The 22571-nt window shown below is 71.4% G+C and carries 21 protein-coding genes, 1 tRNA gene and 2 pseudogenes; 11 read left to right on the top strand and 13 right to left on the bottom strand.

Annotated elements, in window-relative coordinates:
• Positions 1–28: 28 nt before the first annotated feature.
• Positions 29–490 (bottom strand): hypothetical protein, encoded by a 462-nt coding sequence (locus ACIBBH_RS23960; RefSeq protein ID WP_399407738.1) that lies wholly within the window; start codon positions 488–490, stop codon positions 29–31.
• Positions 491–725: 235 nt separating this feature from the next.
• Positions 726–1862 carry an ABC transporter ATP-binding protein gene (locus tag ACIBBH_RS23955; protein ID WP_399407736.1) on the bottom strand — a complete coding sequence of 379 codons (1137 nt, stop codon included), beginning with the start codon at positions 1860–1862 and terminating at the stop codon, positions 726–728.
• A 442-nt stretch (positions 1863–2304) separates the two neighbouring features.
• On the opposite strand from ACIBBH_RS23955, the gene ACIBBH_RS23950 reads away from it, so the two are divergent.
• Positions 2305–2377 (top strand) — tRNA-Thr (locus ACIBBH_RS23950).
• Between the two features lie 77 nt (positions 2378–2454).
• Here ACIBBH_RS23950 and ACIBBH_RS23945 read toward each other — a convergent pair.
• Together ACIBBH_RS23945 and ACIBBH_RS23940 are read right to left on the bottom strand one after the other, a co-directional pair.
• On the bottom strand, positions 2455–3861 hold the full coding sequence (locus tag ACIBBH_RS23945; protein WP_399407734.1) for an NAD(P)/FAD-dependent oxidoreductase: 1407 nt from the start codon (positions 3859–3861) through the stop codon (positions 2455–2457).
• Positions 3862–3870: 9 nt separating this feature from the next.
• Positions 3871–4524, bottom strand: a complete 654-nt coding sequence (locus tag ACIBBH_RS23940) for a rhomboid-like protein (protein ID WP_399407993.1) — start codon at positions 4522–4524, stop codon at positions 3871–3873.
• A 34-nt stretch (positions 4525–4558) separates the two neighbouring features.
• Between ACIBBH_RS23940 and ACIBBH_RS23935 the strand changes: the two are divergent.
• Both ACIBBH_RS23935 and ACIBBH_RS23930 read left to right on the top strand, forming a co-directional pair.
• Positions 4559–4786, top strand: a pseudogene (locus ACIBBH_RS23935) (hydroxyurea phosphotransferase); the annotation flags it as partial.
• Between the two features lie 57 nt (positions 4787–4843).
• Positions 4844–5332, top strand: coding sequence for a GNAT family N-acetyltransferase (locus ACIBBH_RS23930; protein ID WP_399407732.1), 489 nt, complete (start codon positions 4844–4846; stop codon positions 5330–5332).
• On the opposite strand, the gene ACIBBH_RS23925 is transcribed toward ACIBBH_RS23930, so the two are convergent.
• Entirely contained in the window at positions 5321–6817 is a 1497-nt protein-coding gene (locus ACIBBH_RS23925) for an MFS transporter (protein WP_399407730.1), read from the bottom strand. The two genes, ACIBBH_RS23930 and ACIBBH_RS23925, sit on opposite strands and share 12 nt — an antisense overlap.
• Positions 6818–6873: 56 nt before the next feature.
• A complete protein-coding gene (locus ACIBBH_RS23920) occupies positions 6874–7815 on the bottom strand; it encodes a zinc-binding dehydrogenase (RefSeq protein ID WP_399407991.1) in 942 nt (313 codons plus the stop codon).
• Between the two features lie 129 nt (positions 7816–7944).
• Here ACIBBH_RS23920 and ACIBBH_RS23915 point away from each other — a divergent pair, with 129 nt between their 5' ends.
• Positions 7945–8652 (top strand): pentapeptide repeat-containing protein, encoded by a 708-nt coding sequence (locus ACIBBH_RS23915; RefSeq protein ID WP_399407728.1) that lies wholly within the window; start codon positions 7945–7947, stop codon positions 8650–8652.
• A gap of 22 nt (positions 8653–8674) precedes the next feature.
• Here ACIBBH_RS23915 and ACIBBH_RS23910 read toward each other — a convergent pair whose 3' ends face one another.
• Positions 8675–9175, bottom strand: a complete 501-nt coding sequence (locus ACIBBH_RS23910; protein ID WP_399407726.1) for a hypothetical protein — start codon at positions 9173–9175, stop codon at positions 8675–8677.
• Between the two features lie 86 nt (positions 9176–9261).
• Between ACIBBH_RS23910 and ACIBBH_RS23905 the strand changes: the two genes are divergently transcribed.
• Positions 9262–10671 carry a M1 family metallopeptidase gene (locus tag ACIBBH_RS23905; RefSeq protein WP_399407724.1) on the top strand — a complete coding sequence of 470 codons (1410 nt, stop codon included), beginning with the start codon at positions 9262–9264 and terminating at the stop codon, positions 10669–10671.
• A 35-nt stretch (positions 10672–10706) separates the two neighbouring features.
• Here the strand turns inward: ACIBBH_RS23905 and ACIBBH_RS23900 are convergent.
• Positions 10707–11385, bottom strand: a pseudogene (locus ACIBBH_RS23900) (GNAT family N-acetyltransferase).
• Positions 11386–11470: 85 nt separating this feature from the next.
• Positions 11471–12046 (bottom strand): TerD family protein, encoded by a 576-nt coding sequence (locus tag ACIBBH_RS23895; RefSeq protein ID WP_399407722.1) that lies wholly within the window; start codon positions 12044–12046, stop codon positions 11471–11473.
• A gap of 165 nt (positions 12047–12211) precedes the next feature.
• Between ACIBBH_RS23895 and arfB the strand changes: the two genes are divergently transcribed.
• The gene (gene arfB / locus ACIBBH_RS23890) at positions 12212–12649 is read left to right on the top strand and encodes an alternative ribosome rescue aminoacyl-tRNA hydrolase ArfB (RefSeq protein WP_399407720.1); all 438 of its coding nucleotides are present in this window, start codon (positions 12212–12214) and stop codon (positions 12647–12649) included.
• Between the two features lie 127 nt (positions 12650–12776).
• Here arfB and ACIBBH_RS23885 read toward each other — a convergent pair whose 3' ends face one another.
• Positions 12777–13361, bottom strand: a complete 585-nt coding sequence (locus ACIBBH_RS23885) for a flavin reductase family protein (RefSeq protein WP_399407718.1) — start codon at positions 13359–13361, stop codon at positions 12777–12779.
• Positions 13362–13712: 351 nt separating this feature from the next.
• Here ACIBBH_RS23885 and cdgB point away from each other — a divergent pair, with 351 nt between their 5' ends.
• A complete protein-coding gene (gene cdgB / locus ACIBBH_RS23880; RefSeq protein WP_399407716.1) occupies positions 13713–15365 on the top strand; it encodes a diguanylate cyclase CdgB in 1653 nt (550 codons plus the stop codon).
• 118 nt (positions 15366–15483) lie between these two features.
• On the top strand, positions 15484–16416 hold the full coding sequence (locus tag ACIBBH_RS23875) for a CBM35 domain-containing protein (RefSeq protein ID WP_399407714.1): 933 nt from the start codon (positions 15484–15486) through the stop codon (positions 16414–16416).
• 448 nt (positions 16417–16864) lie between these two features.
• On the opposite strand, the gene ACIBBH_RS23870 is transcribed toward ACIBBH_RS23875, so the two are convergent.
• The 3 genes from ACIBBH_RS23870 to ACIBBH_RS23860 all read right to left on the bottom strand — a co-directional run bounded on the left by ACIBBH_RS23870 (position 16865) and on the right by ACIBBH_RS23860 (position 19999).
• Positions 16865–17794: a 1-phosphofructokinase family hexose kinase gene (locus tag ACIBBH_RS23870; RefSeq protein ID WP_399407712.1), complete on the bottom strand. Its 930-nt coding sequence runs from the start codon at positions 17792–17794 to the stop codon at positions 16865–16867.
• Between the two features lie 121 nt (positions 17795–17915).
• Positions 17916–19058 (bottom strand): N-acetylglucosamine-6-phosphate deacetylase, encoded by a 1143-nt coding sequence (gene nagA / locus ACIBBH_RS23865; protein WP_399407710.1) that lies wholly within the window; start codon positions 19056–19058, stop codon positions 17916–17918.
• Positions 19058–19999 (bottom strand): ROK family protein, encoded by a 942-nt coding sequence (locus tag ACIBBH_RS23860; RefSeq protein WP_399407708.1) that lies wholly within the window; start codon positions 19997–19999, stop codon positions 19058–19060. The genes nagA and ACIBBH_RS23860 overlap by 1 nt, the downstream gene beginning before the upstream one ends.
• A gap of 160 nt (positions 20000–20159) precedes the next feature.
• On the opposite strand from ACIBBH_RS23860, the gene ACIBBH_RS23855 reads away from it, so the two are divergent.
• The 3 genes from ACIBBH_RS23855 to otsB are packed head-to-tail and all read left to right on the top strand — an operon-like array spanning position 20160 to position 22561.
• Positions 20160–21380: an extracellular solute-binding protein gene (locus tag ACIBBH_RS23855; RefSeq protein WP_399407989.1), complete on the top strand. Its 1221-nt coding sequence runs from the start codon at positions 20160–20162 to the stop codon at positions 21378–21380.
• 35 nt (positions 21381–21415) lie between these two features.
• The gene (locus tag ACIBBH_RS23850; RefSeq protein ID WP_399407706.1) at positions 21416–21649 is read left to right on the top strand and encodes a DUF3263 domain-containing protein; all 234 of its coding nucleotides are present in this window, start codon (positions 21416–21418) and stop codon (positions 21647–21649) included.
• 36 nt (positions 21650–21685) lie between these two features.
• Complete coding sequence (gene otsB, locus ACIBBH_RS23845; protein WP_399407704.1) at positions 21686–22561, top strand: trehalose-phosphatase; 876 nt, start codon at positions 21686–21688, stop codon at positions 22559–22561.
• The last annotated feature ends 10 nt before the right edge of the window (positions 22562–22571 follow it).

Genomic DNA, 22571 nt, shown 5'->3' with positions numbered 1-22571 from the left:
CGTTACCTGCTTACTCTTCCTTCCGGGGTCAGCTGTGCGACGCGGCCAGCACCCCCGAGGCGAAGGACGTGTCGCACACCGGGCGGGCGTACGACTGCGCGTGCGAGGCGCCGTAGATGCGCACCGCGGCCCTGCCCAGGGCACGGGCGATCGAGGTGCAGTGCCTGGCCAGCGCCGGGTGCCCGTTGACGGCCTGCTGGAGGTGGGTGAGGACGACGCCCGGGTTCTTCTCCTGCAGCTCGCCCATCAGCTGGTCGCGCAGCACGTCCTGAGGGGCGCGCGTGACGGTCCGGGAGGACACGCCCGCGGAGGAGACGTCCGAGGCGGTCAGCACCGAGTTCGAGGGATTCCCCGACCAGTTGACCCGGGTGACCGCGAGGGTCCCGGAAAGCACCAGGACGACGGGCAGGACGAGGGCGAGGGTGCGGCCGATCCGGCGGGCAGGGCCCCGGTGGCCGCGTCGCGTCTGTTGGTTGGTGGAGTGCTTCACGCGTGTGAGGGTAGCGTGTGGTAATGATTTGGCGACATTCAGTCACCGGTTCGGGGGATGGGGAGGCGCCCCTTTTCGGGTAGGGCGTTGACGCACGCTGCTCGAAAAGACCCCCTTGCCGGGGTATTCGCCGGCACCGAAGAGGGCCCCGCAGCAGGCTGCGGGGCCCTCTTCGGCAACCTGGGTGATGTCACCCGGGACGGGGGTTTGTCTCAGGCGACCGGTGGACGCCGGATCAGTCGGAGAGCCGCTCACCCGTGGAGGTCGAGAACACGTGGGTCTCGCCCGGCCGCGGCACGACGTGCAGCTGCGCGCCCTTCTCCGGCACCTGACGCCCGTTGACGCGGACCACCAGGTCCTTCGGCTCGCCGCCGACCTCGGCGGTGCCGTAGACGTAACCGTCGGCGCCGAGCTCCTCCACGACGTTCACGGAGACCGCGAGACCGGCCGGCGCGTCCTCGGTGTCCTTGGACAGGGAGGCGGCGGCGGCGCCGTTGTGCTCGACCACGTCGAAGTGCTCGGGCCGGACACCCACCGTCACCGTACGGTCACCCTTGTCGGCGGCGGCCTTCAGCGCGTCCCGGTTGACGGGCACGACGCTGTTGCCGAACTTCACACCGCCGTCGGTGATCGGGACCTCGACCAGGTTCATCGCCGGGGAGCCGATGAAGCCCGCGACGAAGAGGTTGGCGGGGCGGTCGTACATGCTCCGCGGTGAGTCCACCTGCTGGAGGATGCCGTCCTTGAGCACGGCCACCCGGTCGCCCATCGTCATGGCCTCGACCTGGTCGTGGGTGACGTAGACGGTGGTGATGCCGAGACGGCGCTGCAGCGACGCGATCTGCGTACGGGTGGAGACACGGAGCTTGGCGTCCAGGTTGGACAGCGGCTCGTCCATGAGGAACACCTGCGGCTCACGCACGATCGCGCGACCCATCGCGACACGCTGGCGCTGTCCGCCGGAGAGCGCCTTCGGCTTGCGGTCCAGATACTCCGTGAGGTCGAGGATCTTCGCGGCCTCCTCGACCTTCTGCCGGATCTCCGCCTTGTTGACGCCCGCGATCTTGAGCGCGAAGCCCATGTTGTCGGCGACCGTCATGTGCGGGTAGAGCGCGTAGTTCTGGAACACCATGGCGATGTCCCGGTCCTTCGGCGGCAGGTGTGTGACGTCGCGGTCACCGATGCGGATGGCGCCGGCGTTCACGTCCTCGAGCCCCGCGAGCATCCGGAGCGAGGTGGACTTGCCGCAACCCGACGGGCCGACCAGGACGAGAAACTCGCCGTCCTCGATGTCGATCTCGAGCGCGTCGACGGCGGGCTTGGTGGAACCCGGGTAGATCCGGGTCGCCTTGTCGAACGAGACAGTGGCCATGGTGAATGGGCCCCCTTCTACCGGCAGGAACGTGCCGGACGATCCGAGTAGGAAGGTGGTTGGTTGGTGTAGTCCACCGGGGTGAACTGGGTCAGGACGGTACCTGGGGTTCACCTGGTCTGTCAGTAGTCCGGGGGGTGTGAACTTCGCGGAAGATTTCGGAGGTGGCAGAGCGCCCCACTTTTGACCTTGCCCCAACGCTTCCTGCTTCACCGTCCACCGCCGATCACGCACAGCCCTGGCGAGCTGTACCTGACCGGCTCTTACGCGGACTCCACAGGCTTTCCGGCCGACGGCCCGTCGGTCCGTACCGCAGCAGCCGCTCCCAGCGATGGTCACGCACGGTGTTGATGCCGCAAGCAGTGGAGAACTTCGTGGCTTGAGGAAAGCGGCTCTGTGTAGAGTGGAGCGGCCTTCACGCAGCGACGTGATCGGATGCCGTGCCGCCTTAGCTCAGTTGGCAGAGCGGGTGCCTTGTAAGCTCCAGGTCGTCGGTTCGATTCCGACAGGCGGCTCAAGAAAGCCCAGGTCAGACCCCGTCTGACCTGGGCTTCGCAGGTTACTGCATTCGCTTCAGCGAACCACGTGTCGCTCAGTGCCGCCCCGCCACCCGATCAGCCACCCGGGCCAACCGCGACGACTCCCCGCTCGGCCGCGACCGCTCCCGCCGGTCCGCCGCCCGATAAGTCGCGTACATCCCCTGAACGCCCAGCCACCGCAACGGCTCCGGCTCCCACTTGCGCACCTTGTGGTTCACCCACGGCAGTTCCGTCAGCTCCGTCCGGCCGCCCTGCCCGGAGTCCTGCTGCACCAGGTCCCGCAACGTCCGCGCGGCGAGATTCGTCGTGGTCACGCCCGAACCGACGTACCCGCCCGCCCAGCCGAGCCCCGTCGCACGGTCCAGGGTGACCGTCGCACACCAGTCGCGCGGCACCCCGAGCACTCCCGACCAGGCGTGCTCGACCCGCACCCCGGCCAGCGACGGGAAGAAGCGCACCAGGATGTCCCGCAGCGCCTCGACGGTCGCGTCCTGGGTGCGGCCGCCGTTGTCGGTCCGCGAGCCGAAGCGGTACGGCACCCCGCGTCCGCCCAGCGCGATCCGCCCGTCCGCGGTGCGCTGCGCGTACATGTAGGCGTGCGCCATGTCGCCCAGCGTCTCCCGCCCGTCCCAGCCGATCGCCGCCCACTGCTCCTCCGTCAGCGGCTCGGTGGCGATCATGGAGGAGTTCATGGGGAGCCAGGTGCGCCGCTGCCCCTTGAGTGAGGCCGTGAAGCCCTCGGTGCACCGCAGGACGTAGGGTGCGCGGACCGTGCCGTACGGCGTCACCGCGTGCTTGGGCCGGATCTGCGTCACCGGCGTCGACTCGTGGATGGTCACCCCGAGCGCCTCCACGGCCGCTGTGAGGCCCTTCACCAGTTTCACCGGGTGCAGCCGTGCCCCGTGCGGCGTCCACGTCGACCCGACCGCGTCCGCGACCCGGATCCGCTCGGCGGTCTCGCGGGCGCCGTACAGCTCGCGGTCCTTCTCCCCGTAGGACAGCTCGTGCTCGTGGAAGGCCTTCAGGCGCGCCAACTGGGCGGGGGTGGTGGCGACTTCGAGTACGCCGCCCTTGTGCACGTCCGCGTCGACGCCCTCCGTCCCGGCGACCGCGACCACCTCGTCGACGGTGTCGTTCATCGCCTTCTGCAGGCGCACCGCGGCGTCGCGGCCGTGCAGCTTGGCGTACCGGTCGCGGCCCGCGATGCCGTTGTACAGCCAGCCGCCGTTGCGGCCCGAGGCGCCGTACCCGCAGAACTTCCGCTCCAGGACGGTGATGCGCAGGAAGGGGGCCGCCTTCTTGAGGTAGTAGGCGGTCCACAGTCCCGTGTACCCGCCCCCGACGATCACGACATCGGCGGAGGCGTCGCCGTCCAGCGGCTCCCGCGCCGCCGGGAGACCGTCGTCCGCGTACCAGAAGGAGATGCCGCCGTTCACGACATTGCTTGCCGAGCTGCTCATGCGCGGACGTTAACCCCTGGGAGCGGCCAGTGTCTGCTTCGGATTCCGTGCTTTTTCCCGCCCTCTGACCAGCGGATAACAGGCGAGTCCGATGAGTACGGAGACGAAGTGTCCGAGGTCGGTGAAGGTGGGGCCGGTGGTCAGCGGTGCCAGGAAGACGACCACCACGACCGCCAGGTACGGGTACCGCCACGGCGCCGCGATCCGGTACGTGAGCACGGCGACCACCCCGGCCAGCGCGTAACTCACGCCCACATCGAGCGTGTTGACCGCCGAGTGCGGCGCCATCCCGTCCCGGATCGCCTTCAGCAGGGCGCCCTCGCTGATCAGGGTCGCCAGCACGTGCGCGGCCACGCACACCACCAGCCAGCGGGCGGTGCCCAGCCAGCGTTCGGCCGGCGCGTGGAAGACGGTGTACAGGGCCGCGTACGGCAGCCAGTGCCCGCTTTCCGTCCACATCGCGCTGGCGATGAGCACCCGCACCGGGTTCTGCGACAGCTCGTGGATGTTCGTCGACCGCTGCCGCAGGAAGTGCTGCTCGAACTCCGGTGACATGTGGTGCAGGGCGACTGTCGTGAAGAACAGGATCCCTAGCCAGACATATGTGCCGGGAGCCCTGCGGACCCATGCCCACACCCTGTTCGCAACCCCGTTAACTCGCATGAGCCGATTCACGCAGACCAGTATCGTCCGGCGGATGATCGACATTCCGGGCGAGCTGGCGGCGGCACAGGAGAAGTACAACGGGGCGGCCGGACGGGCCTTCGTCACCCGGCTGCCGGATCTGGCGGCCGCCTCCCTCGAACGCTGGGGGCTGCGTCTGGACGGCCCGTCGACGTACGGCGTCAGCGCCCTGGTGCTGCCGGTCGTCGCCCGCGTCGACGGCACCCCGGCGGTGCTGAAGCTCCGGTTTACGGGGCTGGAGGAACGCCAACTGGAGATCGGGCGGCGCTTGCTGGGACCGCGGGGTTAGCCTCGCCCCATGATTCGTGCCGCGACCCCCGCCGACGTCCCCGTCATCCATGCCCTGATCCGTGAGCTGGCCGAGTACGAGAAGGCCCCGCAGGAGGCGAAGGCGTCCCCGGAGCAGTTGCGGGAGGCGTTGTTCGGCGAGCGGCCCGCGGTGTTCGCGCACATGGCTGTGGACGATTCGACCGGGGAGACGGCCGGGTTCGCGCTGTGGTTCCTGAACTTCTCGACGTGGCGGGGTGTGCACGGCCTCTATTTGGAGGATCTGTATGTCCGTCCGCAGGCGCGGGGCGGCGGGCACGGGAGGGCGTTGCTGGCCGAGTTGGCCCGTATCTGTGTGGAGCGGGGGTACGGGCGGCTGGAGTGGTCGGTGCTGGACTGGAACCGGCCGGCGATCGGGTTCTACGAGTCCTTGGGGGCGCGTCCGCAGGACGAGTGGACGGTGTACCGGCTGACGGGCGAGGCGCTGGCGGCGCTGGGCGGGGCGGCGTCAGGTCACTGACTCGGATACCGGTGTCTGTGCCGGTGCTCCGTGTTCGGGGGGTTTCGCGGTGACCATGAGGCCGGCGACGAGGCCGGCCAGGAGCATGACGCCGGCGGCCCACCAGATGGCGACGGTGTAGCCGTGGACGACGCCGGCGGGGATCACGGTGGCTTTCTGGGCGGGGGTGTGGAGGTGGGCGGTGATGTAGGCGGCGCTGCTGGTGGTGGCGATGGTGTTGAGCAGGGCCGTGCCGATGGAGCCGCCGACCTGCTGGGAGGTGTTGACGGTGGCGGAGGTGACGCCGGAGTCCTGGGGGCCGACGCCTGCGGTGGCGGTGGCGAAGACGGGCATGAAGGTGAGGCCCATGCCGAGGCCTATGAGGAGGAGGGCGGGGAGGATCTCGGTGGCGTAGGCGGAGTGGACCGTCATGCGGGTGAGGACGAGCATGCCGCCGGCGGCGAGGACCATGCCGGGGACCATGAGGGCGCGGGGGGCGGCGCGCTGCAGGAGCCGGGCGGATATCTGGGTCGAGCCGATGATGATGGCGGCGGTCAGGGGGAGGAAGGCGAGGCCTGTTCTGACCGGTGAGTAGCCGAGGATGACCTGGAGGTAGTAGGTCATGAACAGGAACAGGCCGAACATGCCGATGGTGGCCAGGGCCATGGTGAGGCAGCAGCCGGCGCGGTTGCGGTCCTTGAGGATGTGCAGGGGGAGCAGGGGCATCGGGGCCCGGGTCTGCCACCGGACGAAGGTGGTGAGCAGGAGGACGCCGGCCGCGAAGAGGGTGAGGACGAGGGGGTCGGTCCAGCCGCGTGGTTCGGCTTCGCTGAAGCCGTGGACGAGGGCGACGAGTCCGCCGCAGCCGAGCAGGACGCCGGGTACGTCGAGGCGGGCGCCGGTGTGGCCGGGGCGGTCGTGGAGGAGGGCGAAGGCGCCGAGTACCGCGATGACGGCGATGGGGACGTTGACGTACAGGCACCAGCGCCAGTTGAGGTATTCGGTGAGCAGACCGCCGACGATGAAGCCGATGGCGGCGCCGTTGCCGGCGAGGGCGCCGTAGATGCCGAAGGCTTTTCCGCGTTCCTTGCGGTCGGTGAAGGTGGTGGTGAGCAGGCTGAGCGCGGAGGGGGCGAGTACGGCGGCGAAGGCGCCCTGGAGGGCGCGGGCGCCGAAGAGCATGCCGGAGGTGGTGGCGGCGCCGCCGAGTGCGGAGGCGCCGGCGAAGCCGATGAGTCCGGTGACGAAGGTGCGTTTGCGGCCGACGAGGTCGGCGATGCGGCCGCCGAGCAGGAGCAGGCCGCCGAAGGCCAGGGTGTAGGCGGTGATGACCCACTGGCGGTTGCCGTCGGACATGTTCAGGTCGTGCTGGGCGGAGGGAAGGGCGATGTTCACGATCGTCGCGTCCAGCACCACCATCAGCTGCGCCGTCGCGATGATCACCAGGCCCCACCAGCGGCGGGGGTCGGCGTCCGGGGTGGCTTCGCCCTTTCGGGTGACACTCACTCGGTCAGAAGACCACGGATCGGCAGGTGTCGCATCTGCGCGGGCGGGCCGGTTGGTCATGGTTCCAGCACCACCTTTCCTGTCGTCCGGCGTGTCTCGAGGGCCCGGTGCGCGGCTGCTGCCTCGGCGAGCGGGAAGCGGGTCACGGCGGGCTTGAGGCGGCCTTCGGCGGCTTCGGTGAGGGCGCGCAGTTCGAGGGTGCGCAGGGGGTCGGGGCCGCCGGCGCGGCCGAGCATCGCCGGACCGAGGACCTGCTCGGAGACGCCTTCCACCAGGTATGCGTGTCCGTCGCGGATGCCTTCGGCGGACCAGCCGAAGACCAGGTGCTGACCGCCGGGGCCGAGCAGGGCGACGGCCTCGCGGGCGATGTCGCCGCCGACGCCGTCGAGGACGACGGTGGCGTGCCGTCCGCCCAGGTGGGCGCGGACCTTCTCGGGCCAGGCCGGGTCGGTGCAGTCGACGGCGAGGTCGGCGCCGTGCGTCCGGGCGAGGGCGGTCTTCTCCGGTCCGCCCGCGAGTGCGATCACGGTGGCGCCGGCGTGCTTGGCGTACTGGACGAGGAGGGTGCCGATGCCGCCGGCGGCGGCCGGGACGACGGCCACGGAATCCGGGTGGAGGTCGGTGAACTGCAGGATGCCCAGGGCCGTCCGTCCGGTGCCGATCATGGCGACGGCGCCGGCGAAGTCCAGGCCGGCGGGGATGTCGTGGAGGCGGGCGGCGTCGGTGACGGCGAGTTCGGCGTAACCGGCGGGTGCGGAGCCGAGGTGGGCGACCACGCGCCTGCCCAGCCACCGCGTGTCGGCCCCGGCGCCGAGGGCGTCGACGACGCCGGCGACCTCGCGGCCGGAGACGGTGGGCAGGACGGGTGGCTCCGGCAGTGGTCCCTGGGCGCCTTCACGGAGGGCGGCGTCGAGGAGGTGTACTCCGGCGGCGGCGACGGCGATGCGGACCTGGCCGGGGCCGGGGGTGGGGTCGTCGACCTCCTCGTAGGTGAGGATCGCGCTGCTCGAGCCAGGTCGAGTGGGCGCCGCCGTTGCAGCGGGCGTGCGGGCCCTCGTCGGTCCGGGACATGGGCGGTGTTTTCACAGGTCGGGACGATTGTCAGTGGCGGGGTGCAGCATGGGGGCATGGTGAGGAAGGCGACCGGCGGGGCCGGTGGGAGCAGCGCGGTACGGGCGGCACGGCGTCCGGAGTTGCGGCTGCCGCCGCTGGAGCCCTGGGGCGGCGGCGAGCTGGAGCCGGACGGGGACTACGACGGGGTGGAGTTCCGCGACGCGGACCTCACCGGTCAGGACGGCGCGGGCGCGCGGTTCATGGACTGCGCGCTGACGGGGTGCGCCCTGGACGAGACGCGGCTGCACCACGCACGCGTCCTGGACACGGTCCTTTCCGGCATACGGGGTGTCGGCACCGACCTCGGCGAGTCGACCCTCCGTGACGTCGAACTCCTCGACGCCCGCCTCGGCGGGACGCAACTGCACGGCGCCGTCCTGGAACGCGTCCTGATCCGAGGCGGCAAGATCGACTACCTCAACCTGCGCAAGGCCGGGCTCACAGACGTCGTCTTCGAAAACTGCGTCCTCGTCGAACCCGACTTCGGCGACGCCCGCTTGGAGCGCGTGGAGTTCACCGACTGCGTCGTGAAGGCCGCCGACTTCAACGGTGTGACCCTGACGGACGTGGACCTGCGCGGGGTCGCCTCGCTGGAGATCGCGCGGGGGGTGGGGCGGTTGGCGGGGGCGGTGATCAGCCCGGGGCAACTGGTCGACCTGGCGCCGGTGTTGGCGGGAGAGCTGGGGATTCGGGTGGAGGCATCCAGCCCGTCCGGCGACTGAGGACGAGGCCGTTCAGGGCGCCCTACGGCACCCTCGGAAAGCGGGCCTGAAGTGTCCAGATCGCCGGGTTGTCCGACAGGTCCTCGTGGAGGTCGGTCAGGTCGGCGATGAGGTCGTGGAGGAAGTCACGGGCCTCGCGGCGGAGTTCGGCGTGGGAGAAGGTGAGGGGTGGTTCCTCGGCCGGCATCCAGTCGGACTCGATGTCCACCCAGCCGAAGCGGCGCTCGAAGAGCATGCGGTCGGTGGACTCGGTGAAGTCCAGTTCGGCCCGCTGCGGGCGGGAGGCGCGGGAGCCCGCCGGATCCTGGTCGAGGCGCTCGACGATGTCGCACAGGGCCCAGGCGAAGTCGAGCACCGGCACCCATCCCCAGGCTGTGGACAGCTCGCGGTCCGTCTCGGTGTCGGCGAGGTAGACGTCTCCGCAGAACAGGTCGTGGCGGAGGGCGTGGACGTCCGCGCGCCGGTAGTCGGTCTGGGGCGGGTCGGGGAAGCGGGTAGAGAGGGCGTAGCCGATGTCGAGCACGTACGTGATGGTGTCACGCCGGTACGGGCCCGCCGCACGGTCCCGTACCGCACCCCACTGCGCGCGTCCCCCATAAGATCGCCGACATGTCCAGATCCGCGCGCCTTGTCCCGCTCACCGCCGCCCTCCTGGCCCTCGCGCTCCCCCTCACCGCGTGCGACGGCGGCGTACACGGCGCCCCCGGCGGCTCCGGCCTGCGCGATCCGTACTTCCCGAAGGCGGGCAACGGCGGCTACGACGTCACCCACTACGGCCTGACCCTCTCCTTCGACCCCGCCCGCCACCACCTCACCGGAAAGGCGGTGATCACCGCCCGCGCCACCAAGGACCTGTCCGCCTTCGACCTCGACCTGAAGGGCCTGCGCGTCGAGGCGGTCACCGTCGAGGGCCGGGACGCCCGCTGGAGCCGGGCCGGCCAGGAGCTGACCGTCCGCCCGCACGACGACCTGGACGAGGGGGAGACGTTCGACACCACGGTGCGCTACTCGGGCACCCCGGAGACGATCACCGACGCCGACAGCGCCAAGGAGGGCTGGCTGCGCACCGCCGACGGCGCGCTCGCCCTCGGCGAACCCACCGGTTCCATGACCTGGTTCCCCGGCAACCACCACCCCTCCGACAAGGCGTCGTACGCCATCACGGTCACCGTCCCCAAGGGCCTGCGGGCCGTGTCCAACGGCGAGTTGACGCGAGAGAGCACTACCGGCGGCCGTACGACGTTCGCGTGGCACGCCGCCGAGCCGATGGCGAGCTACGTCGCCACGGTCGCGATAGGCCGTTACGACATCACGCGCACCACCACCGAGGACGGCCTGCCCGTGTACGTGGCCGTCGACCCCACCCAGGCCAAGGCGAGCCGCGACGTGCTGGCGAAGATCCCCGAGGTCATGGAGTGGGCGGAGTACAACTTCGGCCCGTACCCCTTCTCCTCCACCGGCGCGGTCGTCGACCGCCCGGAGGACGCGGGCTACGCGCTGGAGACGCAGACCCGCCCGGTCTACCCCGGCGCCCCCGACACCGAGACCCTCGTCCACGAACTGGCCCACCAGTGGTACGGCGACTCGGTCACCCCGAAGAGCTGGCGGGACATGTGGCTGAACGAGGCGTTCGCGACGTACGCGGAGTGGCTGTGGCAGGAGGACCACGGCGGCGACTCCGTGCAGCAGACCTTCACCGCGTTCTACGACGGCACCTCCGGCGACCTCGACGACCCCGACGCCATCTGGGCCTTCCCGCCCGCGAAACCGGCCAGTGCCGCGCACGTCTCCGAACCGCCCGTCTACCAGCGCGGCGCGATGGTCCTGCACAAGATCCGCCAGAAGGCCGGCGACGAAACCTTCTACGACATCCTCCAGGGCTGGGCCGCCACCCATCGCCACGGCACCGCGGACACCGCCGACTTCACGGCGTATGTGGAGAAGCAGGTCCCGGACGAGGACTTCGACGCGATCTGGGCGGACTGGCTGTACGGGGACGGCAAACCGGCGCATCCGTGACGCGGGCGCCCGGCTGTCGGCTCCCCCGCCCGGCTTCAGGCCTCCCGCTCCCGCAGCAGCCGCGCCAGCCCCGGCGGCCACACCGGCTCGGCCTCCTCGGCGAGTTCCCGCCTGCTCCACCAGCGCGGGCTGAGGACGCCGTCCTCGGCGCGCGCGGCGGCCAGGTGCGCACCGGCCGGGTCCCGGCGCGGGCCCCGGGTGACGTAGACGTGCTCGTGCCGGCGGACGGGGATCCCCGAGTGCGTGAAGTCGTGCTCCCACGCGCACAGCAGCCCTGCGGGTCGACCACGGCGATACGGGCCGCGCGGCGCGGGGTGCGCAGCACCTTGCGCAGGACCGCGCAGGCGGTCCACGACCTCGTAGCCGAGGGCCGTCCAGAAGACGAGCCCTCTGGGGTTGCTGTCGAGGACGGCGAGACGCACGGCGCTCCGGCCGTCGCTCCGGAAGCGGTCCTCGAGCAACCGTGCGATCCGTCGCCCGTACCCCTTCCCGTGCACGCGCGCATCCACGGTCAGCAGCCCTGTCCAGGGGTCCGGGTCGGCCGGGCCGGGATGACGGGCGAGTGTCGCGGCGACCCCCACGAGCCGCCCACCGCTGCGCGCCGGCAGCACCTCCGCGTCCGGATGCGCCCGGTCACCAGGCGTAGAGGGCGGTGAGTTCGGTGAGGAGGGGAGCTGGGAGGCCGGGGGCGGGAGGCAGGGGCCCGAGGATCACGACGGGCAAGCTGTCGCGGGGGCACGGCGGAGCCCCGGCCGCTCGGCGACCGCGGCCGGGGTCTCCGTCAACACGCCGGTGCTCCTCAGACGTTGACGCCGAAGTCCTGCGCGATGCCCACCAGGCCCGAGGCGTAGCCCTGGCCGACCGCGCGGAACTTCCATTCGGCGCCGTTGCGGTAGAGCTCGCCGAAGACCATGGCGGTTTCGGTGGCCGCGTCCTCGGAGAGGTCGTAGCGGGCGATCTCGGCGCCGCCGGCCTGGTTGACGATGCGGATGTAGGCGTTGCGGACCTGCCCGAAGTTCTGGTTGCGGTTCTCGGCGTCGTAGATGGAGACCGGGAAGACGACCTTGTCGACGTCGGCCGGGAGCGCGGCGAGGTTGACGTTGATGGCCTCGTCGTCGCCGGAGCCCTCGCCGGTGCGGTTGTCGCCGGTGTGGACGATGGTGTTGTCCGGGGTCTGCTTGTTGTTGAAGAAGACGAAGTGGGCGTCCGAGTAGACCTTGCCCTGCGTGTTGACCGCGATCGCGGAGGCGTCCAGGTCGAAGTCAGTGCCGGTGGTGGTGCGGACGTCCCAGCCGAGGCCCACGGTGACGGCGGTCAGGCCCGGGGCTTCCTTGGTGAGCGAGACGTTGCCGCCCTTGGACAGGCTTACAGCCATGGTTTGGGAGTCCCTTCCCTCGTTTTGTCAGTACGGGCTTCGCACTGGGGACGAAGCTACCGTCCCCCCGGAGAACGCCGCGGGGGGTCCCCATGGTTCCGGGTCCCTTTACCTTTTTTACCCAAGGGGAAATCCGGGTGACGTGGACCGGGTGGAGACGGGAACATGGACGGCATGTCCGGTCCCTACGTCATCCGCGGCTCCGTCTCGCTGCCCGAGGCCGAGCTCATGTGGCGTTTCTCGCGTTCCTCCGGACCGGGCGGGCAGCATGTCAACACCAGTGACTCGCAGGTCGAGCTGCGCTTCGACCTGGAGAAGACCGAGGCCCTGCCGCAGGTGTGGAAGCGGCGGGCGCTGGAGCGGCTCGGCGGGCGGCTGGTCGACGGTGTCGTCACCGTCCGCGCCTCCGAGCACCGCTCCCAGTGGCGCAACCGCGAGGCCGCCGTGGTACGCCTCGCGGCTCTCCTCGCCGAGGCCACCGCACCCCCGCCCAAGCCGCGCAGGCCCACGCGTATCCCCCGGGGGATCAACGAGCGGCGGCTGCGGGAGAAGAAGGCGCGGTCGGAGACCAAGCGGGGCAGGTCGGGACGGAACTGGGGCTGACACGCCCCGCTGTCGCCGGGCCGGGGAGGGCCGCATTCCCAGCGCAGCTCCAGCACCCCGCGGAAGGCCGTCAAAGCACCATGAGCACGCCCTTCGCAAAGCCGTCGTCGAAATTCCGCGGTTCCGATTACCCCAACTTCCGGTAACGGCCCCGGAAATACAGCAACGGACCGCTCTCCGCACTCGGCAGCCGGGCGGTCAGCACCCGGCCGATGACCAGGGTGTGGTCGCCGGCCGTCACCCGCTGCTCGGTGCGGCACTCCAGGGTCGCCAGGGCGCCGCCGACCAGGGGCGCGCCGGTGACCTCACCGCGGGTGACGGGGAGGTCCGCGAAGAGCAGGCGGTCGCTGACGCGGCCCTTCATGGCGAAGCGGCCCGCGACCTGGCGCTGGTTGTCGCCGAGGACGGAGACGGCCCACAGGGGCTGCTCGGCGAGCAGGTCGTCCATGCGGGAGCCCTCGCGCAGGCTGACCAGGACCAGCGGCGGGTCCAGCGAGACCGACATGAAGGCGGTCGCGGTCATGCCGACGTCCTCGCCGGCCGGCGCCCCGGGGTCGTCCGGGTCGAGCGGCGGTTCCTGCGCGGTCACCAGGACCACGCCCGCGGCCAGCCGGGACATCGCGGCCCGGAACTCGTCGTTGCTCACCCCCTCAGCATGCCCGGAGGCGGTGGGGGCAGGGGGCAGGGTCGGGGCTGGGGGAGTGTTCGGCACGCCGGAAACGCTAATCTCCCTCCCGGGCGAGCCGCATCGGGCCTCCGGCCGAACGGAGGCCGGGAGAAAGGTCCTAGGACCCGCAGTGCCTGGCCGCGACTCCCGAGGCGGACTCTTCGTGCATCATGTCCACACACCCGCAAAGCCTGCGTTCAGATAAAGCACGGGGAAAACGCATAAACTCCACTCAATTGTTCACGTTCCCCTGTGACTTGAGTCACAAGAGGCAGGAATTGTTGACCCTGTGTACCGAGTGGGGAGCGCGCTGTGATTCAGTGGCGATAAGAAGCGCCGAAGAGTACGCCGAAGAGAACCCTTGATTCGCTGCGAGGTCTCGGGGGGAGGGCGAGCATGGAGACCGAGTCGGAGCCGTATGTCCGCCTTGCGTCCCTGCGACAGCTGCACCAGGTCATGGCCGACATGAACACGGCACGCAGCCTGGCGGACACACTGCAGACCGTCGCGGACGGCGTGGTCAACGCCCTCGGATACGAGATGGCGTGCGTGAACCTCGTACGCCCCGACGGCGACCTCGTGGTCGCCGCCTTCTCCGGCAACTCCGCCGCCGAGGCCCTGATCACCGGCCGCGTCGGCTCCCGCGCCTCCTGGGAGCGCCGCCTGAGCATGGGCGAGGCCTGGGGCGACCTGCGGTTCATACCGCACACCGAGGGCTGGGTGCTCGACGACGACGACGTACCCCAGTGGTTCACCGACGGCCCCGCCCCCCGCTTCGAGGACGAGTGGCACCCCTCCGACCGGCTCTTCGCCCCCATGTACACGCCCGGCGGGCCGGGCGGCTCCTGCGGTGAGCTGCTCGGGGTGATCTCCGTGGACCGGCCGCGAAACGGCCGCCGGCCCGGCGCCTGGGGCCGCGAGGCGCTGCAGATGTACGCCTTCCAGGCGGCCATCGCGATCAGTAACGCCCGCCTCAGGGCCAACATGCAGCGCGCCCTGCTCCGCCTGGAGCGGGAGCAGCAGGCCCTGCGAGCCAGTGAGGAAAGCTTCCGCCAGGCCTTCGAGTACGCCCCCTCCGGCATGGCGATCGCCGAGATGGGCGGCGACCAGCACGGCCGGATCCTGCGCACCAACGACGCCCTGTGCCGCCTGCTGGGCCGCCCCGCCTCCGCGATGCGCCGCTACTCCTTCTCCGACCTCGTCCACCCCGAGGACATAGGCACCCTGCTCAGGACCTCCGCCGAGGGCGGCCGGGCCGAGCTGCGCCTCGGCCGCCGGGACGGTACGTACGTCTGGGTCTCCCTGCGCAACAGCGTCGTCGCGGACGCCGCCGACGGCCCCCGCTTCCTGCTCACCCACGTCGAGGACATCGAGGAGCGCAAGCGCCGCGAGCTCCAGCTCGCCCACCGCGCCTCCCACGACTCCCTCACCGGCCTTCCGAACTCCGCCGAGCTGCGCTCGCGCCTGTCGGCCCGGCTCTGTCAGCGGGCCACCCAGCCCGGTGCCCTGGAGTCGCTGGACGCGGCCTACGGCCACCCCGCCTTCGACGCCGGCGGTCACGGCTTCGACTTCGCCACGGGCGCGGAGGCGTTCGACGGCTACGACCACCATGTGCACACCGTCGCCCCGGAGGGCGACCTGGACGACGGCACCAAGGGCCTCGCGGTCCTCTTCTGCGACCTCGACGGCTTCAAGTCGATCAACGACCGGTTCGGGCACAACGCGGGCGACGCGGTCCTCATCGAGGTCGCCCGGCGGCTCAGCGGGGGCGTGCGGGACGGTGACACGGTGGCCCGGCTCGGCGGCGACGAGTTCGTGATCCTCGCCGACGGGCTCGGCAAGGCCGACGCCCAGGACCTCGCCGTACGCCTGCGCAACGAGATCATCCAGCCGATCCGGGCCGAGGGCCGGGCCGTGCGGGTGGGTGCGAGTTTCGGCATCGGATGGGCACACTGTGGAATGACGGCGGACGAAGTGTTGAAATCCGCTGACGAACGCATGTACGTCGAGAAACGATCTCGTCCCAAACAGCACCGCAGGGCCGGATGATCCCCAGCTCAGCGCTGTGATGCGGTCTGAGTCACCCGTTTGGGTCACGCGGAGCGGGTAGGCTCGCCATTCTCACCACGTATCGCATCCACCCGCACCTGTTGAGGAGTACCAAGGGATGACGCCCGGCGAAAACGGCCCGAGCACGCCCGAGGACGACGACCCGTTCGGCTATCTGTACGCCGATGGGCAGGCGAGGGGCGCCCAGCCGCCGTCCGGCGGTTACGGCTACCCGGGCTCGGTCAACAGGAGCAGGACGCGCGCGGTCGGCGAGCGCACATACGGCGGCCAGCAGACGCAGTACGGCCAGACCGTCCAGCAGCAGGGCGTCCCCTACGGGCAGCCCAACGCCCACTATCAGGCGCCGGAGACCTTCCCCGGCGGCGCGCCGACCACCCAGCAGCCGATGCCCGGCAGCGGTGGCGGTGGCGGCCGGGGGCGCGGCCCGAACACCAAGGGACTGCTGATCGGCGCGATCGCGGTGGTCGCGGCGGTCGTCATCGGCATCGGCGTCGCCATGCTCAACGGCAACTCGGACGACGACAAGAACGGCAACCAGGCGGGCGCCTCCCCGACCCAGTCGCACAGCGCCTCACCGACCCCGTCCAGCACCAGCTCGGTCTCCAGCTCGGGCGAGCTCCCGAAGATCGACGCGAAGGCGCTGCGCCTGGACGGCGGGACCACCACCGCGTCCGACTTCAAGGGCGCCAAGGCCGACGGGGGCGTTTATGTGACGGGCTTCAACCATGTCGGGGCGAAGGTCATCTGGACCGTGAACGGCATCCAGAAGGCCGGTACCTACCGGCTGAACGTCACCTACGGCGTCCCGGGTGCGGACGCGAACGCGACGCTGGTCGTCAACGACAAGGCCAACACGCAGCCGTTGAACATGCAGAACTTCGGCAACACGCCCGCAGGCGACTGGGAAAAGGGCTGGAAGACCACTTGGGCCAACGTCAGCCTGAACCAGGGCACCAACACGATCGAGATCGCCTGCAACGAGGGCAACCAATGCAACGCCGTCCTGGATCAGTTGTCGCTCAGCAAGTAGCCGACGGCAGTGCGAAGGCGGCCCCTCCCACTGGGCACGGGAGAGGCCGCCTTCGCGTATCGCAGGGTGTCGCGGAACGATTCGGCCCAGGGTGACGGGACTCTCTCGCCCATGGCGAGCGCCGTGCGGGGCCGCGGCGCTCTGTGTGCGCGGGGACGGCAATCCAGGGAGGCGGATCCGCCCGCCCCCGCTTGGAAGGCCGTCGCGGGAGCCTTCCAAGGGGAAGGCGGCAGCCGTGGTAGGCGCCGTCGGGCCCCTCCCGGACGGCTCTTAGTAGCAGCCGGGCGTTACAGAGAGGACGGTCCTGGTTCCGGTCCTGTTCGTCCCCGACCCATCCGCAGACCTTCCCTTGCAGGCAGGTAGGGGGATCAGCCGCCGCAGCCGGTGTGGCAAAGGCGCCGCCCAGCAACGCGCCGGCCACAGCCACCGTCGCCAGGCCTTTCCTGAGTTACGCGGCGCTGACCGCGCAGGTCACCGCCACCCGCCCCACCAACTCCTCATAAGCCCCCCGGTCGAACTCCCCCGCCGCAGTCGCCCGTACCGTCGCCGCCGACAGGGCGACCGCGCGGGCCAGCCGCTCCGGCCAGGGCAGCCGCTCCACCAGTCCCGACAGCAGGCCCGCGACCGCCGAGTCGCCGGCGCCGGTCGGGTTGCCGTGGACACGGGCGGGCGGGGCGGCGCGCCAGCGGCCCTCCGGGGTGTGCGCCAGCAGGCCGTCGGCGCCCAGGGAGGCGACGACCGCGTGGGCGCCGCGCCGCCGGGTGTCCTGGGCGGCGCGCAGCGGCTCGTGCGAGCCGGTGAGCTCGGCGAGTTCCTCGGTGTTGGGCTTGACGATGTCCGGGCGGGCCGCCACCCCGCGTCTGAGCGGCTCCCCGCTGGTGTCGAGCAGGACGGGGACCTCTGCGGCCCGCGCGGCTCGTATCAGCCCCGCGTACGCCCCCACCGGCACCCCCGGCGGCAGGCTGCCGCACAGCGCCACCGCCGACGCCCCACCCAGCAGCCGCCCGTACGTCTCCTGGAACGCGGCCCACTCGGCCGGGGTGACCTGCGGGCCGGGCTCGTTCAGCTGGGTGGTGTCGCCGGTCAGTTCGTCGACGACGGCTATGGTGCGCCGGGTGGCGCCGGCGACCCCGACCAGCGCGTCCCGCACCGCTGCCACGGCGGCCAGCCGCTCCCGCACGGCCCGCCCGGTCGCGCCGCCCGCGAACCCGGTGACCGTCACCTCGTGCCCGAGGGCGGCGAGCACCCGGGCCACGTTCACGCCCTTGCCGCCCGGCCGTTCGACGACCTCCTGGACGCGGTGGGAGGCGTGGGGCCGCAGGGACCGTACGCGATAGGTGATGTCGAGAGCGGTGTTCAGTGTGACCGTGAGGATCACTTGGGCCGGCCTCCCCTCGGGCGTGACACGTGTCTTGCCGTTTCCGGAGCCTGATCATGCCAAAGAGACGGCGACCGGCCCAGACGGCGGAACCGGTCACCGCCCTCGACTCGGGGACGGATCAGCCCAGTTGGGGATCGACCACCCATGCGCCCCGGCGCATCACGCCCTTGAGGTCGAACGCCTCGTCCAGCAGCACCAGGTCGGCGTCCTTGCCGGGCTCCAGGGAGCCGACGCGGTCGTCCATGCCCAGCAGGCGGGCCGGGTTGGCGGACAGCGCGGCCACCACGTCCTCAACCGGCAGCCGGTCGATGGTCACCGCCCGTTTGAAGGCGCGGTCCAGGGTCAGCGTCGAGCCCGCGATGGAACCGCCCTCCACCAGGCGGGCCACGCCCTCGCTGACCTCGACCTCCAGGGGGCCCAGCATGTAGCGGCCGTCGCCGATGCCGGCCGCGTCCATCGCGTCCGTGATGAACGCCACCCGCTCCGCGCCCGCGTGATGGAACGCCAGTTCCAGGGCGGCCGGGTGCAGGTGCGTGCCGTCGTTGATCAGCTCGACCGTGACCCGCTCGTCCTGGAGGAGGGCGGCGATCGGGCCGGGCGAGCGGTGGCCGAGCGCGGGCATGGCGTTGAAGAGGTGGGTGGCGACGGTGGCGCCCGCGTCGATCGCGGCGACCGTCTGCTCGTACGTCGCGTCCGTGTGCCCGACCGCCGCGATCACCCCGTGCTCGGCCAGCAGCCGTACGGAGTCGATGCCGCCCGGCAGTTCGGTGGCGAGGGTGACCATCCTGGCCTGCCCGCGCGCCGCGTCGATGAGCTTGCGCACCTCCGCCGGGTCCGGGTCGCGCAGCAGCTCCTCGGAGTGCGCGCCCTTGCGGCACGGCGAGATGAACGGGCCCTCGAAGTGGATGCCGGCCAGGTCGCCCTGCTCGGCCAGCTCCGACAGCAGGCCGGCCTGCCGGGCCAGGAAGTCCATGTCGTCGGTGACGGTGGAGGCGACCAGCGTGGTCGTGCCGTGCCGGCGGTGGGTGCGGATGGCCTTGAGGACGTCGTCCACCGGGCCGGAGAAGGAGGCGCCGCCGCCACCGTGGTTGTGGAGGTCGACGAAGCCGGGGACCACCCAGTGGCCGGTGACGTCGATGACCTCGGCGTCGGCGGGAGCGGTGGGCGCGATCCGCGTGCCGTCGACGATCACGCGTCCGTCCTGCACGACTCCGGTGGGCAGTACCACCCGGGCACCGGCGAGAACCATGGTGGGGGCCATCAGGCGGTTACCTCCGAAGAGTCAGTGGGGTCGAGGAGATCCCGGGCGAGCAGCCCCGCGCCCAGGCACCCGGCGGTGTCCCCGAGGGCCGCGGGGACGACGGTGGGCGGTTTCTGGAAGGTGACGCGCCGCCGGACGGCCTCCCTGAGCGGCGTGAACAAGGTTTCCCCCGCTTCGGCGAGCCCGCCACCGATGAGCAGCGTGCGCGGGTCCAGCAGGGTGAGCGCGGTGACCAGGCCGTCGGCCAGCGCGTCCACCGCCTCCTGCCAGACCCGGACGGCGTTCGGGTCACCGGACACGACGGACTTCGCGCAGTCGGCGGCGTCCGCGTCCGGGTTCCCGGCGGCGGCCGCCCATGCCTCGCTCACGGCGGCCGCGGACGCGTACCGCTCCAGGCAGCCGCGCTGTCCGCACGGACAGGGGATGCCGCCGGGCCGTACGACGATGTGGCCGATCTCGCCCGCGAAGCCGTGCGCGCCCGCCTCGACCCGGCCGTCGAGGCCGATGGCGCCCGCGATGCCGGTGCCCAGCGCCACGAACAGGAACCGGTCGGTGCCCTTGCCCGCGCCGATGCGGCCCTCGGCGAGTCCGCCGGTGCGCACGTCGTGGCCGAGGGCGACCGGGACGCCGAGCCGTTGGGCGAGCAGGGCGCGCAGGGGTACGTCGCGCCAGCCGAGGTTGGCCGCGTAGACGGCGATCCCGCGGTCCTCGTCGACGATGCCGGGCACGGCCAGGCCGGCCGCGGCGGCCGGTTCGCCGAGGCGCTCCTCGCCGTGGGCGCGCAGGTCGGCGGCGAAGCCGAGGATCCCCTCGACCACGGCGTCCGGTCCGCGCTCGCGGCCGGTCGCGCGGCGGGCCTGGTGCAGCAGCTCGCCGTCCGGCCCGATGAGGGCGGCCTTCATCCCGGTGCCGCCCACGTCGAGGGCGATGACATGTCTCACGGAACACAGTGTGGCCCGCGGACCCGCAAGAGGTCTAGTCCACTCACGTGGTGTAGACCTTATGGGGTTCACTTATTGAATGACGAGACAGCAGGGTTTGGGGCGTAGAGCAGTGGCACGTCGTACGGCAGGAACGATCGCGGTGGTCGCCGCGCTGGGCATGACCGCGGTCCTCGGCGGCTGCGGGAGCACCGGATCGTCCGACGTGACCCTGAGACTCGTGGCCGCCGACTACGGCGACTCGGCGGGCAACAGCTCCGAGAAGTACTGGGACGAGCTGGTCAAGGAGTACGAGGCCGAGCACCCCGGCGTGAAGATCGACGTCACCGTCTACTCGTGGAACGACGTCGACCGCAAGGTCAAGGAGATGGTCACCGCCGGCAAGGCACCCGACATGGCCCAGATCGGCGCCTACGCCGACTACGCGGCCGCGGGCAAGCTGTACGAGGCCTCCGAGCTGCTCTCCATACCCGTCCAGGCCGACTTCCTCTCCCAGCTCGCCGAGGCCGGCCAGTGGAACCACACGCAGTACGGCATACCCTTCGCCGCCTCCACGCGCGTGCTCTTCTACAACAAGACCCTCTTCACCAAGGCCGGCCTCACCCCGCCCGCCACCTGGAGCGAGCTCGCGGCCGACGCCGAGAAGCTCAAGGCCCGGGGAGTGAAGTACCCCTACGCGCTGCCGCTCGGCCCCGAGGAGGCCCAGGCCGAGACCATGCAGTGGCTGCTCAGCGGGGGCGGCGGCTACACCGACGACATCGGCGGCTACTCCATCTCCTCCGCGCAGAACGTGCAGACCTTCACCTGGCTCAAGGACGAACTCGTCGGCAAGCGCCTGACCGGTCCGGTCGCCCCCGGCAAGCTCAACCGCGCCGACGCGTTCGCCGCCTTCGCCGACGGGCAGGTCGGCATGCTCAACGGGCACCCCACGCTGATCCAGCAGGCCAGGAAGAAGGGCGTGAAGTTCGGCATGGTGCCGATGCCGGGCCGGACCTCGCAGGCCAAGGCGTCCATGGGCGTCGCCGACTGGATGATGGCGTTCAAACAGAACGGCCACGCCGAGCAGACAGGCGACTTCCTGAACTTCGTCTACAGCGACAAGAACGTCCTCGACTTCTCCCGCCGGTACGGTCTGCTGCCGGTCACCAGCTCCGCGTCCGACGTCATGGCCGGCTCCTCCCGGGACAAGGCCATGCGGCCCTTCCTCGAGGAGCTCCCCACCTCCGAGCTCTACCCCGTCGGCAAGACCTCCTGGGCATCGGTCAGCGCCGACGTCAAGAAGACCATCGGCCAGGCCGTCACCCCCGGCGGCAGCCCCGCCGGCGTCCTCAGCCGCCTCCAGTCGGCGGCCACCTCGGCCGACAGCGGCTCCGCGGGCTGAGCCGCCTGTCAGTGCCCCGCGTTAGCGTTCAGGACATGGAACGGGACGAGCTGGGCCGACGCGAACAGGACATCCTCGCCCTGGAACGCCGGGGCTTTCCGGGCCCCGGCGCGAAGGAACGCGCGATACGCGAGGAACTGGGCCTGCCCCCCGTGCGCTACTACCAGCTCCTCAACGCCCTCCTCGACGACGAGCGCGCCCTGGCCCACGACCCGGTCACGGTCAACCGCCTGCGCCGGGTCCGGGAGGAGCGCCGCTCCCAGCGCTGAGGAGTGCATCCGGGCCTGCGTGGATAAGGTCGCTCTATGGGCATCCACACGACGGACTCGACGGACCCGGACAACCCGATGGACCCGCTGCCGACCCCCGCCACCCAGGCCGGGCGGGACGGGCTGCGCGCGCTGCTCGAGCGCCCCCGATCGGCGGTGATCGGGCTCGACTTCGACGGGACGCTGGCCCCGATCGTCGCGGACCCCGACCAGGCCCGCGCCCACCCGGAGGCCGTCCCCGCGCTCGCCGCCCTCGCCCCGAAGGTGGCCGCCGTAGCCGTGGTCACCGGCCGCCCGGCCGGCGTCGCCGTGCGGTACGGCGGCTTCGCGGGCGTCCCCGGCCTGGAGCACCTCGTCGTCCTCGGCCACTACGGCGCCGAACGCTGGGACGCCGTCACCGGCACCGTCAGCGCCCCCGCCCCGCACCCCGGCGTCACCGCCGTCCGCGCCGAACTGCCCGGCTTCCTCGACCGCATCGGCGCCTGGCACGGCACCTGGATCGAGGAGAAAGGGCGGGCCGTCGCCGTGCACACCCGCCGCGCCGACGACCCCCAGGCCGCTTTCGAGGCCCTGCGCGAACCCCTCACGGACCTCGCCACCCGGCACGGCCTCATCGTCGAGCCCGGCCGCATGGTCCTCGAACTCCGCCCGCCCGGCATGGACAAGGGCGTCGCCCTCCTGGAGTACGTCCGCGAGGCCGGCGCCGAGTCCGTCCTCTACGCCGGCGACGACCTCGGCGACCTCCCCGCCTTCGCCGCCGTCGACAAACTCCGCTCCGACGGTGTGCCCGGCCTCCTGGTGTGCAGCGGCAGCACGGAGGTGACGGAGCTCGCGGAACGGGCGGACCTGGTGGTGGACGGCCCGCAGGGAGTCGTGGGCCTGCTCCGACGGCTCGCGGCAGCCCTGGGCTGACCGGCGCAGC

This window comes from Streptomyces sp. NPDC051636, assembly GCF_044453765.1.
Taxonomy (GTDB): domain Bacteria; phylum Actinomycetota; class Actinomycetes; order Streptomycetales; family Streptomycetaceae; genus Streptomyces.
The sequence above is the reverse complement of the archived record's forward strand: the minus strand, read 5'-3'. Positions and strand labels throughout refer to the sequence as shown.

Excerpts from the sequence above, each read along its gene's own strand:
- ACIBBH_RS23855 (WP_399407989.1), top strand. The coding sequence starts at position 20,160 with ATGACCGCGGTCCTCGGCGGCTGCGGGAGCACCGGATCGTCCGACGTG.
- ACIBBH_RS23930 (WP_399407732.1), top strand. The coding sequence starts at position 4,844 with ATGATTCGTGCCGCGACCCCCGCCGACGTCCCCGTCATCCATGCCCTG.
- ACIBBH_RS23945 (WP_399407734.1), bottom strand. The coding sequence starts at position 3,861 with ATGAGCAGCTCGGCAAGCAATGTCGTGAACGGCGGCATCTCCTTCTGG.
- cdgB (WP_399407716.1), top strand. The coding sequence starts at position 13,713 with ATGGAGACCGAGTCGGAGCCGTATGTCCGCCTTGCGTCCCTGCGACAG.
- ACIBBH_RS23895 (WP_399407722.1), bottom strand. The coding sequence starts at position 12,046 with ATGGCTGTAAGCCTGTCCAAGGGCGGCAACGTCTCGCTCACCAAGGAA.
- ACIBBH_RS23850 (WP_399407706.1), top strand. The coding sequence starts at position 21,416 with ATGGAACGGGACGAGCTGGGCCGACGCGAACAGGACATCCTCGCCCTG.
- nagA (WP_399407710.1), bottom strand. The coding sequence starts at position 19,058 with ATGGCCCCCACCATGGTTCTCGCCGGTGCCCGGGTGGTACTGCCCACC.
- otsB (WP_399407704.1), top strand. The coding sequence starts at position 21,686 with ATGGGCATCCACACGACGGACTCGACGGACCCGGACAACCCGATGGAC.
- ACIBBH_RS23940 (WP_399407993.1), bottom strand. The coding sequence starts at position 4,524 with ATGCGAGTTAACGGGGTTGCGAACAGGGTGTGGGCATGGGTCCGCAGG.
- arfB (WP_399407720.1), top strand. The coding sequence starts at position 12,212 with ATGGACGGCATGTCCGGTCCCTACGTCATCCGCGGCTCCGTCTCGCTG.
- ACIBBH_RS23955 (WP_399407736.1), bottom strand. The coding sequence starts at position 1,862 with ATGGCCACTGTCTCGTTCGACAAGGCGACCCGGATCTACCCGGGTTCC.
- ACIBBH_RS23875 (WP_399407714.1), top strand. The coding sequence starts at position 15,484 with ATGACGCCCGGCGAAAACGGCCCGAGCACGCCCGAGGACGACGACCCG.
- ACIBBH_RS23905 (WP_399407724.1), top strand. The coding sequence starts at position 9,262 with ATGTCCAGATCCGCGCGCCTTGTCCCGCTCACCGCCGCCCTCCTGGCC.
- ACIBBH_RS23915 (WP_399407728.1), top strand. The coding sequence starts at position 7,945 with ATGGTGAGGAAGGCGACCGGCGGGGCCGGTGGGAGCAGCGCGGTACGG.